At 48.1% G+C, this 14,913-nt stretch carries 15 protein-coding genes; 5 read left to right on the forward strand and 10 right to left on the reverse strand.

Features of this window, described 5'->3' with window-relative positions:
- Nucleotides 1-92 precede the first annotated feature (92 nt).
- On the forward strand, nt 93-986 hold the full coding sequence (locus ACMVP2_RS05445) for a LysR family transcriptional regulator (RefSeq protein ID WP_416866979.1): 894 nt from the start codon (nt 93-95) through the stop codon (nt 984-986).
- A 356-nt stretch (nt 987-1,342) separates the two neighbouring features.
- On the opposite strand, the gene ACMVP2_RS05450 is transcribed toward ACMVP2_RS05445, so the two are convergent.
- The 10 genes from ACMVP2_RS05450 to ACMVP2_RS05495 all read right to left on the reverse strand — a co-directional run bounded on the left by ACMVP2_RS05450 (nt 1,343) and on the right by ACMVP2_RS05495 (nt 11,907).
- Nucleotides 1,343-4,342, reverse strand: coding sequence for a hypothetical protein (locus ACMVP2_RS05450; protein ID WP_416866980.1), 3,000 nt, complete (start codon nt 4,340-4,342; stop codon nt 1,343-1,345).
- A 1-nt stretch (nt 4,343) separates the two neighbouring features.
- Nucleotides 4,344-4,631: an Asp-tRNA(Asn)/Glu-tRNA(Gln) amidotransferase subunit GatC gene (gene gatC, locus ACMVP2_RS05455; protein ID WP_339787149.1), complete on the reverse strand. Its 288-nt coding sequence runs from the start codon at nt 4,629-4,631 to the stop codon at nt 4,344-4,346.
- Entirely contained in the window at nt 4,628-5,383 is a 756-nt protein-coding gene (locus tag ACMVP2_RS05460; protein WP_416866981.1) for a lysophospholipid acyltransferase family protein, read from the reverse strand. The genes gatC and ACMVP2_RS05460 overlap by 4 nt, the downstream gene beginning before the upstream one ends.
- A 120-nt stretch (nt 5,384-5,503) precedes the next feature.
- On the reverse strand, nt 5,504-6,637 hold the full coding sequence (locus ACMVP2_RS05465; protein WP_350077421.1) for a Gfo/Idh/MocA family oxidoreductase: 1,134 nt from the start codon (nt 6,635-6,637) through the stop codon (nt 5,504-5,506).
- A gap of 259 nt (nt 6,638-6,896) precedes the next feature.
- On the reverse strand, nt 6,897-7,739 hold the full coding sequence (locus tag ACMVP2_RS05470; protein ID WP_339787156.1) for an endonuclease/exonuclease/phosphatase family protein: 843 nt from the start codon (nt 7,737-7,739) through the stop codon (nt 6,897-6,899).
- A 247-nt stretch (nt 7,740-7,986) separates the two neighbouring features.
- Nucleotides 7,987-9,345: a M24 family metallopeptidase gene (locus ACMVP2_RS05475; protein WP_416866982.1), complete on the reverse strand. Its 1,359-nt coding sequence runs from the start codon at nt 9,343-9,345 to the stop codon at nt 7,987-7,989.
- A gap of 206 nt (nt 9,346-9,551) precedes the next feature.
- Entirely contained in the window at nt 9,552-10,028 is a 477-nt protein-coding gene (locus ACMVP2_RS05480; RefSeq protein ID WP_416866983.1) for a hypothetical protein, read from the reverse strand.
- 78 nt (nt 10,029-10,106) lie between these two features.
- A complete protein-coding gene (locus tag ACMVP2_RS05485; protein WP_339787163.1) occupies nt 10,107-10,409 on the reverse strand; it encodes a hypothetical protein in 303 nt (100 codons plus the stop codon).
- 224 nt (nt 10,410-10,633) lie between these two features.
- A complete protein-coding gene (locus ACMVP2_RS05490) occupies nt 10,634-10,984 on the reverse strand; it encodes a helix-turn-helix domain-containing protein (protein WP_416866984.1) in 351 nt (116 codons plus the stop codon).
- A gap of 362 nt (nt 10,985-11,346) precedes the next feature.
- On the reverse strand, nt 11,347-11,907 hold the full coding sequence (locus ACMVP2_RS05495; RefSeq protein WP_416868193.1) for an acyl-CoA thioesterase: 561 nt from the start codon (nt 11,905-11,907) through the stop codon (nt 11,347-11,349).
- Between the two features lie 176 nt (nt 11,908-12,083).
- Between ACMVP2_RS05495 and ACMVP2_RS05500 the strand changes: the two genes are divergently transcribed.
- From ACMVP2_RS05500 to ACMVP2_RS05515, 4 genes are read left to right on the forward strand one after another with little or no spacing between them, the layout of a single operon-like run.
- Nucleotides 12,084-13,358 carry a dicarboxylate/amino acid:cation symporter gene (locus ACMVP2_RS05500; RefSeq protein ID WP_339787170.1) on the forward strand — a complete coding sequence of 425 codons (1,275 nt, stop codon included), beginning with the start codon at nt 12,084-12,086 and terminating at the stop codon, nt 13,356-13,358.
- Nucleotides 13,359-13,370: 12 nt separating this feature from the next.
- Nucleotides 13,371-13,874: a hypothetical protein gene (locus tag ACMVP2_RS05505; protein ID WP_416866985.1), complete on the forward strand. Its 504-nt coding sequence runs from the start codon at nt 13,371-13,373 to the stop codon at nt 13,872-13,874.
- 10 nt (nt 13,875-13,884) lie between these two features.
- Nucleotides 13,885-14,484, forward strand: coding sequence for a pseudouridine synthase (locus ACMVP2_RS05510; RefSeq protein WP_416866986.1), 600 nt, complete (start codon nt 13,885-13,887; stop codon nt 14,482-14,484).
- A 50-nt stretch (nt 14,485-14,534) separates the two neighbouring features.
- Nucleotides 14,535-14,768, forward strand: a complete 234-nt coding sequence (locus tag ACMVP2_RS05515; protein WP_416866987.1) for a UPF0175 family protein — start codon at nt 14,535-14,537, stop codon at nt 14,766-14,768.
- Nucleotides 14,769-14,913 lie beyond the last annotated feature (145 nt).

Genomic DNA, 14,913 nt, shown 5'->3' on the forward strand with positions numbered 1-14,913 from the left:
TATGAAAATCAATCAGCTCTAACCGATGTAAGCATTTCTCAAATCTAGTCACTACCTTTAATTACTAAAAATACCTTTTATATCAATAACTAATGCCTATAAGTAATCAGATAGAGCTTCGTCATTTTAAGTATTTTCTGGAAGTGGCAGAGGAGCTTCATTTCAGGAAAGCGGCCGAAAAGCTGTTTATCACCCAGCCGGGGCTCAGCCGCCAGATACAGCAGCTGGAAGAAGAGCTGGATGTAAAACTGTTTGTAAGAAACAAGAGAAACGTAGCACTGACGGCACCGGGAAAATATCTTCAACAGGAGCTCAAGGGCGTTATCAACAACCTCGACTTTATCGTCAAGCAGCTCAAAATGATTGAGGCTGGAGACGACGGTGAGGTAAGGATTGGCTTTGTTGGGTCGGCTATGCAAAGGGTCATTCCGAAGGTATTGCTGGAGATCAATAAACAGTACCCGTCGATCCATACCTCGTTGACAGAAATGGCTAACCAGGAACAACTGGAAGGGCTCATGCACGACAAACTCGATATTGGTTTTGTGAGGTTGGAGCATGCGCCGAAGGAAATGCAATTAATTACGGTCTTCGAAGATACATTTTCTCTGGTGCTCCCTCATGATCACCCAATGAATGAAGAAAGCTTTGTGGATTTGCATCAGCTAAGGGAAGAAAACTTTATTCTGTTTTCGAGTGATTATAGCGTCGACTATTTTAATCAGTTCATGAATATATTTGAAGCCAGTGGCTTCCGTCCGAAGGTTTCACATCGTTCGGTACACGCCAGTACGATTTTCAGGCTGGTGGAGAATAGGCTCGGGATTGCTATTGTACCGACTACCCTGAAAGAAGGTTTCAGCCTGAAGGTGAAGTTCATCGAGTTGAAAAATGGAAAGCAAACGGCCCGGTTGTCGGCGATGTGGAAGAAGGACAACGAGAATCCGGCGTTGCGGAAGTTTTTGGAGGTGATGTTGGGCTATTAATAACTGTACAAGTAACGAGCGATGCTGGCATCGAAATAGATTCGATGCATTAAAGCTGTTTGATCTTGCTCAGACTTGCTCTGATCTACGACGAGAAAGTGTCCGCCTATCCATTAAATATTGTGACACCATCTCATTGTCCTCAAGCCGGACAGGCTCTTACTTTTTTTTGCCGTTCCCGGATGGGACAAAAAGTAAGCCGCATCGGCGGACCGAAAAGTCAACGAAAAATTAACGCACATGCCAATACCCACACCCGCCACCATTTTTCGCCCGCCCTCCTTTGGGGGCGCTACTCAACTTAAAGTTTACAGTTTAGGTAAAAAATAGAGGGCTCATTCAATTGAAGAGTGTATTCAATCGAAGTTCCAACTTTCCCGCTCGGCTTCGATCTCTGCGACCCGGTCGTCGTATTCTCTTTCGAAGGCTTTGTATTCCTCTGATGGGAGCAAGTCGAGGAGTTGGATCACTCCATTTTCAGCGTAGTTTTGGAAACCCATGTCGAGTGCCAGCCAAATGTATTTCTTGATAACGTCCGGGTTGTAAGGATTGGCCTCTATGTTGGCGACAAGCACGTCGTACGCCGCTTCATCCTCCTTCATTTCCTGTAAAAAATCGGCGGCAGCCATTGCCAGGGCGGCATTAAACGGATTATTGACAATAGCTTCCTTTAAAGCAGTTGCATTGTTCACCTTCACAGCCTGCGCAGCATTTACCCACACCTGACCATACTTTGGAGGCAGGCTATTGATCAAATCAGTGCTGTCCAGTTTTGACAGCCCACCCTCTTTTATCGCCAGTTCCAATTCCAAAATTGTCATTTCGGGTTGTGCCCAGTCGTTTAGCAATGGATTGTCTGTCAGCTGCTGTGCGGCTTGTGCGTCTCCGGCGTTGAAATAAGCCTGTGCGAGACAAACCAAAGCCGCCTTCTTCATGCTTTCACTTTCGAAAGCGACAAGGAGGTCATCTTGCTGCGTTTCATTCAGTCGCCGCCCAAACCAACGAAAGTACTGGTATCGTTGTTGGTCGGTTGCCAAGCTGCTCAAATCCGTTGTCTCCGACAACTTGAGCATAGATTCAGCGAGCGTTGACGTGCCCTCATGGGTTTCCAATAAAATCCATTTCAAAGTGGCCTGCTCCCAGTTTCCTGCCTCAGACAAGGCAATCGCCTGGTTGATATCAGCATCAGGATAGTTTTCAGCCGAGGCACTTTCAAAATACTCAGCTGCTTTCATTGCTGCCCCCTGATCAAGCGCCATCACGCTCATTAAATGGAAGCAATAGCCCCGATAGGTGGGGAAGGTTTGCTGCACCCGGTTGAGTATCTGAATGGCTTGGGAAGCCTTGCCTTCGTAGTAAAGATGCAGCGCATGTGCAATGGACAGAGGGCCGTAAAAACCAGCATTTGAAGAAGCGTCCACCATGGCAGGCAGTCGGTCGGTCAGTTTTCCTTCCGTCTTCCCAAGGTCTACCAATGCAGCGTTGTAAACAAAAGGGAAAGTGAAGCCAGATAGTGTTGAGTCGGGCAGAAAAGGCTCCACTACTTCTGGCAGTTGTTTCGTGCCATTTTTTGCTGTGGCTGCCAATGCATTGGTCAGGAAGCCAAAAGGTAGCTTGTCTTTCACTACCTCCTCTATTTCATCGCTGCTAATTTGCTGACCAGCCTTGAACGACACATATCCTAGATTAGCGTTGGTGGCACGGCGGGAAAACTCTTCTCCCAGCCCTTGCTTCAGATAAAATGCTGCAGAGTCAAGAATATTGGTCGAAGAATAAAGCACACCCAGGTTGTTGCCGATGTAGCCATTGGAAGGGAATTTGCTCTTCCCCTTCTGCAAAGCAAAAATACCTTTAAAGAATTGGTCAGTATTTTGATATTGGTTGCTCAGGTTGACAAAAGCGTGAGGGGAAGGGTTCTTACCAGCTGCCAGTTCAAACCTATACAGGGCTTCACCCAGCTTCTCTTTGCTATTGGCTATGAAGCCCAGCTGATAGTTAGATTTGTGGTTTTGATAACCATACAATGCCCCCTGAAGGTAGTACTGTTCACTCAGCAACTGCTCATTTCGTACTTTGTATAAGTCGCCCAATGAGTTGTAATACCCTGCAATTGACTGATTGAGTGCGACACGGTTGGACAGCAAAAACAAAGCCGTCACAGCGATGGTACCTGCCAGGCGGTAAGTTGGATAAGGCAGGGTACCTTCTTTGAACACCACCCTGTAAACTGCCAGGTTGCGCATGAGGGGAGTGACAAAATTGACAATAATGTAAAGGAGAAAAATGACTCCAAACCCCAGTTGACTGAAAAGAATAGCATCTTCAAACGCCTCCAGCACCGGGTCGTTGCCCTGCAACAGTTGGTAGCCAATGGTAGTGAAGCTAATCCCGCACAAGGCCATGTAAAAAACAGCTGCGATAGGATAAAAAGGAGCTGTGCCTTCGTACCTGGCCTCCCTGGCTTTCAAACCCCAAAGACCTAAGACGGCTGCAAGGCCGAGCATCAAAAATTCGTTGAGATAGAGAATGTCCCAGGTGAGATAGCGGGCATTGTGCGCATAGGCCAGACCCACATTGACGAGATAGAATATGCTGAATGTGAAAAAGTGCACCCAGTTTTTTGACCCCGCCTGCGCTTTACCACTGGTGATCATTCGCAGGATGAAATAGACGACCTCGTGCCCTACCAATAAAGCAAACACAACGACAATAATTACAGGAGCTGTGAAATTGTATTGAGCAAGGGTATAAAAAGGTTGGTCAATTTGGGAGCCAAAGTAGATGACACCTGCAAGGAGTATGAATGCTCCTGCAAATGCAAAAAACCTTTTAACCAGAGGAACATGGCTTTTGAAGGCATGGAAGTAGTAACTCAGTGGCAGAAAAAGCAGTATTCCAATCGCCAGGGGCTTGTAGTCGAACCAGCCGAAAAGAAGGAGCTGCTCCAGGCGCATAGAAATCAACAGACCTATGAAAACGACCGTGGCAACCATGTACCAAAACCGGGGCAGGTAAGTAGAAACGGCCAGCAGCAGGCTGTAAAAGAGAGAGAGAAATCCGAGGTAGACCACACCAGCCCAGGGGCGGATGATCCAGGTGCTGCCCTCGAAATGCTGCTTGACCAGGTATACATCAGCGGGGATGTCCAGATCGAAAAGGCCGACGGAAACATGGTCCAGTGCAAGTTTAACAGTCTCCGTTTCGGAAGTGAGGTACCAGTCGAGCACGAGGTGGTGGCCTGCAATTTCGAAACCCAAAACAGTTATTATAAGGAGGCTGGCGATGGCTGCCATGGCAACAAAAAGCCGCCTGAGTTCGAAAGGCCACTCCTTCCAGAAAGCCCAGCTTTCGTTCATATTATTCGATTACCTTGGGTACGATGAAGAACTTGTCGTCGTGCTGAGGTGCGTTGGCAAGACCTTCTTCCCGTGGAAGCTCTTCCGTTACTTTGTCCTCTCTGAAAGCATTCAGTTCATAAGACATGCTCACCAGTGGATCCACATCCTTTGTGTCCAGCTCATTGAGCTTTTCCACCCAAGTGAGGATTTCGCTCAGGCTGTTGAGCATTTCCTTTTCGTTGGAAGGATCCAATTCAAGCCTGGCCAGGTGAGCCAGTTTATGCAATGTGTCTTTATCTATTTTCATTCAGTATCCTTTGTAAATTTTTCAGGGAAACAAGCCCTGAGCTCCTGATCTATTACCCTAAAGCATTCATCCCTCAGTTCGTTTACCCTGTCGATTGTCATTCCTTTGGTATCGATGGGCTCGTGGAGCACAATTTTAGGGCGTTTGAAACGAATGACAAAACGATTGTCGTCGGGTAAAATTATCCAATTGTATGGAATGGTCACTGGAACAATGGGAATTTGTTTCTCAATGGCCATTCGAAAGGCTCCATCCTTAAATGCCGTCATCTTGGGAGAGTGCAACACTTTGATGCCTCCTTCGGGAAAAATGATCACAGATTTCTTTTCATCCAGCGCAATGGCAGCTCTTTTGTACACCTCTGCCCTGCTTCTGGCTCTCTCCCTGTCGACCATGATGTGTAACTTCCTAAACATAAAGCCAAACAACGGCACTTTGGCAATACTGCTTTTGCCTACGAAAACACAAGGTGAATGCACAAACCCCATCACGGGGATGTCGAGGTAGGAAAAGTGGTTGGAGCAGAAGATGTAGTTTTGGCGACCGTCCCTTTTGAAGCGCCACTCCTCACTAATGGGCAAGCCAATCAGAAAGAAGTAAACAATCGCCCACCAATAGTTCACCTTTAGCACCATTCTGGATGCCGGCGGGTAATAGATTCCCAGCAGAAACCAGGGAAAAAGAATCAGAAACGTAATGGAAAATACCAGCAGGGCGTATCCTGCATACAGCCGGTTGAAGAATAGCTTCATGGGGCAAAAATAGGGGAAATTTTAGAAAGCCCATGCCCTGACAACATCGCAACATGCTGGCTCCATCTCGCTACGATATAGCCATGTAAACGACCATATCAGTAGCGGCGAAGCGGTGAACTAAACCGGCATCACTTTCTCCTTCTTCCCGGAAGCAATTGATTTATAGATGGCTTCCACTACCAGCAAGTCCTTCAGGCCTTCATAGCCGTTGACAGGTGATTCCTTGTTCTCTTTCACACAGCGGCTGAAGTCATCCATTTGCAAGGCCTGGTGGACAGTGTGGGGAATGTCCATTTCTCCCTTGTTGGTTTTGCCTTTGATGGGTCCGTATCCAAAAGCGGGACGCAGCTCGGCCCAGCCTTTTTCATATGCCACATACAGCCGTTCAGTTGAGGCGGCATAAGTGGTGGTGCAGGTAGCCACGGCTCCGCTTGAGAATTCCATTTGCCAGGTGATCGTTTCATCTACTTCCTTGAATTTGACAGGATCGGTTTTGTACTCCTGCGCAGTCACGGCAATTGGCTGTTCGCCCGTGGCATAACGAGCGCCATTGATGCAGTACACGCCCACATCGTACATGGCACCGCCTCCGGCCAGGGCCTTTTTCAGCCTCCACTGGGTGGGGTCACCAATGCGGAAGCCATCGGCTGCTTCAATCAGTTTGACAGCTCCAAGGTCTTTCTCCCTGGCCAAACGCATGATCTCCTGTGTATGCGGCTCCGAGTGCAGTCGGTACCCAATGGCCAGCTTCACCTTCGCCTTGTCGCAGGCAGCGATCATTTCCCGGCATTCGGCGGGGTTAAGTGCCATGGGCTTCTCGCAAATCACATGCTTACCAGCTTTGGCAGCACGGATGGTGTATTCCTTGTGCATGCTGTTGGGCAGCACCACATAAATGATGTCAATGTCAGGGTTGTCCTTGATCTTATCGAACGTATCGTAGCTGTAAACATTCTTATCGGCAATGTTGTACTTCTCTTTCCATTCGGGAATTTTGGACGGCGTACCTGTGACGATGCCCGCCAGGTAACAGTCCTCGGTTTTCTCCAGCGCCGGCGCCAGCAGGTTTTTGGCATAGTAGCCAAGCCCAACCAGAGCTATCCCGAGTTTCTTTCCCTGCTTTCTGCGAGGAAATGAAGAAACAGAAGCTAAAGCTGTGGCAGATGGAAAAGTGAGCAGAGAAGCTCCGAGTGCTGCACCAGCACCCAGTTTCATGGTATCTAAAAATTTGCGGCGTGAGTAGGTAGACATTGGTTATTAGTTTTTTGAACGATGAAGATAGTGAGAATATCAGGTTTTAGGCAACGATGTTGTGCAATAGGCAACAAAAAACCCCGCCAGCGGCAGGGTTTGAAAAAACGATAGTCTGTTATTAATGTTGTTTGGTTAAGAGGTTCACTGTCCCAATCTTATTATTACCCCAAACCCTAAAGGGCGGCAAAATCTAATTGGGGCTCCCTTTAGGTCATTCGAGGGTATGATGCTCTTAACCAAACAACATTGAACCTCTCTACCTAAACATCACCTCGGCCATTACCGGCAGGTGGTCGCTGGGATAGCGGTTTTCTGTTGCGTCGGACAGCACGGCATATTTTCTGACCAGCACTTTTTCGTTAACAAAGACGTAGTCGATGCGGCGGGTGAGGTCGGCGTTGTGGTCGAAACCATTCCAGGTGCCGTAGGGTCCATAAGGCGGGTTTTCACTGAGGCTGCGGGCGTCGGTCAGCCCTTCCGTAAGTGTTTCGTAGGCTTTTGTTTCCGGCTCCGAGTTGAAGTCGCCGGTTAAAATTACCGGCAGCTCACCGGCTATTTCATTGACCTTCTCGATGATCAGCTTTGAAGAATTGGTTCTAGCCTCTACGCCAATGTGATCGTAGTGGGTGTTGAAAATGTAAAAGTCTTTTCCCAAATGCCGGTTTTTCATTTTCGCCCAGGTGCATACCCTTACAATAGCCGCATCCCATCCCTTGGAAGGCACATCAGGTGTGGGCGACAGCCAGAAAGTGCCGGAGTCCATTACCTGAAACAGATGCTTGTTATAGAGAATGGCCGAAAACTCACCTTTAGCGATGCCATCATCTCTGCCCACACCCAGCCAGCTATGGTCGGGTAGCCTTTCTTCAAGGTCTTTGAGCTGATGAAGAAGTGCTTCTTGCACGCCCACTATTTCAGCTTCATGGAATTTGACGAGGTCAGCAACGGCGTCTTTTCTATTGGACCAGGCATTGATGCTGTCGTTGGGCGTGTCGTACCGGAGGTTGAACGACATCACCTTGAAAGAAGGTATTTCCTTCTTTTTGCAGCCGGTGGCTACTATTAATAACAGAAAGGAAATGGCTAAGAGATTTTTCATCAGTATACGGTAGGTGTGTTTGGAATATTAGAAGCAGCAATGTGCAAAATTTGGGAACTAACCTCAAATGCTACCTTGCTACTTCTTTGAGTGAGATTGAAAATGCAGCGTTACTTAAGACCAATATGTTTTGAAAACAGCGTTAAAATCTTTTGTCCTACCCCAACCCTAAAGGGAGCCAAAAGATTTTAACCGCTTTCACATTTCGTTACAGAAACAACTACAATATCGTCAAATTATCACTCCCTTACTTCCCATTCGGAAACATGGGTCTTGGAATCACCATCAGCTCTTTTTGTCGGCCGTCGATGTAGCGGAAGCCGGTTTTGTCAAAATAGCCGTCTTCTTCCAGCATGATCCTGATCTCTTTGTTCCATTCCTTGATAAACACGCTGGCGTTGAGCTCAATGGAATAGGCCGTGTTGTGGTAAAGCGGATAGTCGCCGTTGACTGGCACGCCGTCCTGCTGGTCCCACATGCCAATGGTGGGGCCGCTGGCATGGCCGTAGTAGCCAATAGGGTGTGTGTAAATGGAAGGCTTGAGGCCGGCGGCCTTAGACTGGTCAAGGGCTGCCTTCAGGATTTCATTGCCGCTTTTACCCACTACAAAGTTGCTGGTGAGGGCGTCCTGCACTTTGTTGCCCTCTGCAAATGCGTCTTGTAGAAACTTTGGCGGCTCGGTTTCGCCCGGCTTCAAAATATAGGCATGCTGCTGCGTATCTGTGTTGAGGCGCAGGTAGGTGATGCCGAAGTCGGTGTGAATAAGGTCGCCGGGTAATATCACCTGTTCGCCTGGCCTTTCTGAAAAGCTTCGCAAATGATCGAAAGACTCCGGATCCTGGCGCTGGATGGATACTGAGGGGTGGAACCAGGTGTCGAGCTTCAGCTCTTTGATGCGCTCCCGCATCCACCACACCACGTCGTCGGTGGAAGTGATGCCGGGCTGAATGACTTTGTCGGAGAAGGCTTCCTGAATGATCTGGTGGGCAATTCTCACGATCTGCTGGTACACGATCATTTCGCTTTCGGTGCGAGTTTCCAACCAACCTATGGCCAGCTTTTCTGCCGACACTACTTTTTGCTGGAAGTTCTTTGGCAGCACATTCATCAGCTGGTCGTACTCATTGGAGGTGATGCCATCTGTTTGTGCAAAATGCTCCGACTTATTGATGCCTATTTTCTTTGGGTTCTTCTCCTGTATCAGCCTGCTCAGTGCTTTGAACTGATCGGGCTGAATGGTTGGGTTCCAGGCCATTTTGAACATGGTGCCCACGTTGTAGCGGGCAATGGCATAGGTTTCCAGCTCTTTGCCTGCGCCGGGGTCATACACCACCAGAATGGTGCGGCGACGGGCGGCCAGCCAGGTGGCTGGCAGCATGGTGCGGATCACGGGGTCTTCGTTGTATTCACGGGCGATGATCAGCCACATATCGAGGCCTTCCCTGCGCATGAGGTCGGGTAGTAAGTATTTGATTCGTTCTTCCAGCCAGCGGTCGATGACTTCGGCTTGCTCTCGCTGGGTGAGGATTTTGGGGACTGACATGTCCTGCGCCAGCACCTGACCCGCCAGCACTATAGTAAAAATGAAAGTGAGTATTTTTTGCATGTTTCAACGTTTTGCGAAAGCTGATGAAAAACTGCAAATGAGGCAAAGAAAATTGTGTGGGTGGGGAGGGTTACAGATCAGCTATCCATTTTTATCTGTGGTTCGGATTTCTCGCTAAGCGATGACCTTCGGAGCATGTCGAACAGTGAGCTAGCTCGTTTTCGTCAGCTTGTGCCTTTGTTTCGTTAGCCACCGATTTTATCACCCTATTCTCTCCATAAATCTATCAGCCAGCTAAATTCCAATCCTTCGTTGGATACAATTAGCATCAATAAAATTGAAATTAAGCAAATGACTATCAGCCCATTATTAATCAGGATTTGGCGTCCTATATTTTGCTGATTCATTGTCATTATTAATCCGAATGCTATCGAAATAGAAATCATCATGAATGGAAATACTGGCATAATTATAAAAGCTGCTAGACCAATTATGGCAACCAGCACATGAAAGGCAATAAATATTTTTCTAATCCTTTCGTAGTTCCTTTGGTAATTTAAAAAACCGAACAAGCCAAACATTATGCAAAAACTCAAAGGCAATATTGCTGGTAATAACAAGAGACCAAATCCGAATCCTCCTCCGTCAGACTGGATGGTCTGTACGGCTAACGGAATCACAGTCACTGCACTCACCACAATCAGAATTATTCCAAGAGCTAAATTTGTCAGCTTAATTATCATTCTTTAGGACGGTAGCTAATGGTTTGGCTAAACACGGCGCCCCGAAGGGCATTAAGTATAGGTTTTGTTGTGCTTTCGCTATTTTAATCTCAGATGTTCAGCTATTTTTATTTCAAGATCTCTAATTTCTACATCCTCAGTCTTGCTCGTTGAAATCGTTGGATCGTCAATATTTTCAATTGAGATGAAATATTGCCCTTCCCTTTTACCATAGGTTGAAATGTAAATTAAGACTTCCTTTTGTGGATCAGAAATTCCGATGGCGCAAAGATCTGCTTCCCAAAAATCGTTTATGGTGAACTCACCAAGTCCGAACCTTTTTTCAAGATGGTCAATCAGTTGAATTATACTTCTATCCTTCCTTAGTATCTCTTTATCCATTTTCTAATGAAGCCCAACGACTATAGAACCCCCAGGTCACCCCCTACCCAAGCGTCTATATTTCCTATAGTCACAAGTGGACTCGGTAGCAAAATTTCTGGACGTTTTCCCTGTCTAAACTATCATTTTGGCCTTCCATTTCCTAGCTATCTAGTGGTGATTTCGGCTGATCAACTCCTTTGCCCATAATCTCCGTATAAATTGCCGTGGTTGACCCACAACCCCTACTCCCCTTCCTTCTTTTCCTTTGCCAGCTTCCTGAGCTCCTCCAGGGGCAGGTTGTGCAGGGCCGTGAGCCATTCCACGGCCTGCTGCTCGTCGTCTTTGCGGGCCAGCCGGTGCAGGGCATGGCCGGGTGGCACCACCTCCCGGCCCGGCGAGAAACGAAACAGGTCGTTAGGTGTGCAGTTGAGTAAATGGCACAGCTTTTCTATGTGGTCGAGCCGGATGGCACGGATTTCCTCGTTGGCCATTTTGTGTGCCAGGTTGGGCGAAATGCCATTCCGAACCAGGTAACCATAGGGCTGCCTGATCCAACGTACCCGAAGCACCTGCAGTAAGTTGAAAGTAAGCATGAGTTTGGCTTTTAGTATAAAAAATTTACCTTTTATGCATGAACTACCCACTTAAAAGAATAGTAACTCCACTTAAATGGCGAGTAATTTAATCAAAAAGATAACTCCCCTGAAGAAAAACTATAGAAAAATACTCTATAAAAATAGCATTTTCACTCAAAAACAAGGTGATGCCACCGAAAAGATAAGTAAGTGTAGCAAAAAGGAAGGTATTACGATTCAATTACTGGCTTATCTTGCCTTAAGCAATAGTTTGATCAACAAAAAGCAAAGTAAGTTCAATCGGATACAAGGTTTCTCGATAACAATACTTGCTCGGTAGGGTGTTTGTTCCTTGCGCCATTAAAAGCTCCGTCAAGCTTTTAGCTGGCGGCGAAAGCTATCTCGCACCTTTCTTTCTCCAGCAACGACACCACATTTTCCAGCTGAAAAACCTTCTTGGTTGCCTGCATTCTTTCGGCGGCCTCCTTCTTCAGGTCTTTGCGGTGGATAGCTTCCACAAATCTCCTTACCTCCTCTTTGTCGGACAAAATGAGGGCAGGCACTGTGGTCAGCTTATCGTTCTCGTCCTTGGCCACCATGGTAAAGTAGCTGTTGTTGGTATGCTTCACCACGCCCTCCTTTACGTTCTCAGCCACCACGTGAATGCCCACCACCATAGAGGAATTGCCCACGTAGTTGATCGACGCCTTCAGCGACACCAGGTCGCCTACCTCCACCGGCTGCAAAAAATCTACGGTATCGACAGAAACCGTGACGCAATAGGCACCGGAATGCTTGGTGGCGCAGGCATAGGCCACTTTGTCCATGAGCGACAGCAGAATGCCACCGTGGATTTTGCCTCCAAAGTTGGCGTAGGAAGGGATCATCAGTTCGGTGATGGTCACCTGAGAGTAAGCAACGGTTCTGGGATGTGTGTGCATTTTGAGAGCGTCTGATTTGAGAATGCCAGCGCCCGACAGGCTACCGCTGGCACTCAACCTTTTGCCCAAATTAACCATAATTCTTTCCGTAAAAAATATTTCGATGCGCCGCAAATCAACGGATCGGGCAATCACATATCTTTCCGCATTTATACACCATCAACCTTTGACCCTGAATGAAAAAACTCGCTCTTCACTGGCAGATTATTATCGGAATGATCGCCGGCGTTCTGGCAGGCCTTTTGGCCGGCTCTCTTGGCACCTCTGCATTTATCAAGGTTTGGATAAGCCCCTTCGGCACCATTTTCATTAATCTGCTGAAACTGATCGCCGTGCCGCTGGTGCTGGTGAGCCTCATTGTGGGCATGAGCAACCTGAAAGACATCAGCCGACTGAGCCGGATGGGTACGAAGACCTTTGTTTTGTTTCTTCTCACCACCATCATGGCCATCACCATTGGCCTGCTCACTGTCAACATTATCAATCCCGGCCTTTCTTTCTCCCCTGAAAAACGGGAAGAGCTGAAGGCGATGTATTCTTCGAAGGTGGAAGAAAGGAGTGCGATGGCGCAGGATTTTCAGACCAAGGGGCCCCTGCAGTTTGTGGTGGATGCCGTGCCGGAAAACCTGTTTATGTCGCTGGGCGATAACAAACGGATGCTGCAGGTGATTTTCTTTGCCCTGATTTTTGGCATTGCCATGGTGATGCTGCCCGAAAAGCAGACGGATACTGTCCGTAAGTTTTTTCTGGAAGCCAATGACATTGTGCTGAAAATCGTAGACATCATTATGAAGTTTGCTCCCTATGGCGTGTTTGCCCTCATGGCAGGCATGGTAGCCGACTTCTCAAGCGGCGGCGGGGTGCTTGAGCTGTTTCAGGCACTGGGGCTTTATTCCTTTGCCGTGATATTTGGACTATTCATGATGCTGCTGCTGGTGTATCCATTGATGCTCAAAATTTTTACCAAAATCCCGGTGAAGAAGTTTTATCAGGACATTCTTCCGGCGCAGATGCTGGGCTTCAGCACCAGTTCCAGCGCAGCGGCGCTGCCGGTAACTATGAAGTGCAGCGAAGAAAAGCTTGGCCTCAGGGAAGAGGTGACGAGCTTTTGCCTGCCGATTGGCGCCACCGTGAACATGGACGGCACCAGCCTTTACCAGGCAGTGGCGGCGGTCTTCATCGCCCAGGCGTTTGGGGTTGACCTGAGCCTGGGGCAGCAGCTTACGATTGTGCTCATGGCCACGCTGGCCTCTATTGGCGCTGCCCCTGTGCCCGGCGCAGGCATGGTGATGCTGATTGTGATTTTGCAAAGCGTGGGGCTGAATGCTGAAGGCCTGGGGCTTATTTTTGCTGTCGACAGGATACTCGACATGTTTCGCACGGTGGTCAACATCACCAGCAATGTGACGGTGGCAGCCATTGTTGACCGAATGGAATACAAGCAAACCTAAACATCATTTGTTATGTTTGAGGAAGTATTGGCTTTACTTTCGAAAACAGTAATAATGACGCTCAAAAAATACCTGACTATTCTCCGGCTGGTTTACATTTCTCTCATGTCGACCCTGGCCCTCTTTACGTTGGTTTCCTTCTTCGTTTTCTTCTCCGGCGAGGGGTCAACGATCATTCCCACGGGACTGCCCAAATATGCCATCCTCGCTGTGGCGCTGGCGACACTGGCAGGGTGGACTTTCACAGGAAAGCTGCTGAAGACTGACCCTAACATCCCTTTGCAGCAAAGACTGCAGTCGTGGTACAACTACAAGGTGATCAGAGGGGCTGTGCTGGAAACGGTGGGGCTGATTGGCGTGGTTGGGGCTATCGTCACCTACGACGCCATGTATTTTCTGGCGCCTGTCTTCATTTTTGCCATATTGTTTACTGTTTTGCCTTCAGAAAGACGCATTCAGATCGACCTTGCCCTGAGTGAGGAAGAAATGGAAGAGTTGAAAAAACTGAATCAATAAAAAAAGATCGGTGGCGGGAAAAGAGCATTTGTACTTCATCATTCACAAGCCCTATGGTGTGCTGAGCCAGTTCACCGACGAAGACGGCAACCCGGGTCTGGGCACCCTGTTCAAGCTGCCAAAGGATGTATATCCTGTTGGCCGACTGGATACCGACAGCGAGGGGCTCCTGCTGCTGACGAACGACAAAGGGCTGAACGCACGACTACTTCACCCGAGCAATGAGCACAAGCGCACTTATTGGGTGGAGGTGGAAGGCGTGGTGGATCACAAGGCACTGGAGGCGCTTGCCAAAGGCCCTATGATCAGGATCAAAGGCAAGGAGCACAACAGCCTGCCAATTGAGGCAAAGGTGATACCCAGCCCTGAGGCGCTGGAGGAAAGAAATCCGCCGGTGAATCATCAGAAGTACCCGAACACCACGTGGCTGGAGCTGAAGCTGATTGAAGGCAAGAACAGGCAGGTGCGGCGCATGACGGCGGCGGTGGGGCACCCCACACTCAGGCTGGTGAGGGTGGCGATTGAAGAGCTTGGTCTTTTTCCGCTGAAGTCGGGGGAAATAACGCAGGTGTCGGCGGGGGTATTGATGAGGAAGTTACATTTGGGGTGATGGGGAAAGTCATCCATCAATTCAAAGGCTTTTTTTGTGAATTTGTATAAATGAAAACGATCACTCTAAATAATATACCAGACGATATCGATGAAAAAGAGCTATCGATGATTGTGGCTGCAAAGCTGTTTGATCAAGGAAAATTATCGTCCGGTCAGGCGGCGGCTATCGCAGGGATTTCCAAACGGGAGTTTGTCGAGAGTGTGGGAGAATATGGTGTCTCCGTGTTTCAACAATCGGCAGAAGACTTGCTTAATGACGTTGAAAATGCGAGGAGAAAATAACGATGGGAAGTGATTTTAGACCATCTCAATTTACTTAGCATAATGCTGGAAGCCACAAATAAAGGCGCCCGACCAGGAGCAAGTGTAATAAACAGCTTTGAAAGTAAAATTTGGAATTTGTTTTAAATGCGATTGCCCAGTTGAT

It is taken from the genome of Imperialibacter sp., from assembly GCF_048007035.1.
Classification (GTDB): Bacteria; Bacteroidota; Bacteroidia; order Cytophagales; family Cyclobacteriaceae; genus Imperialibacter.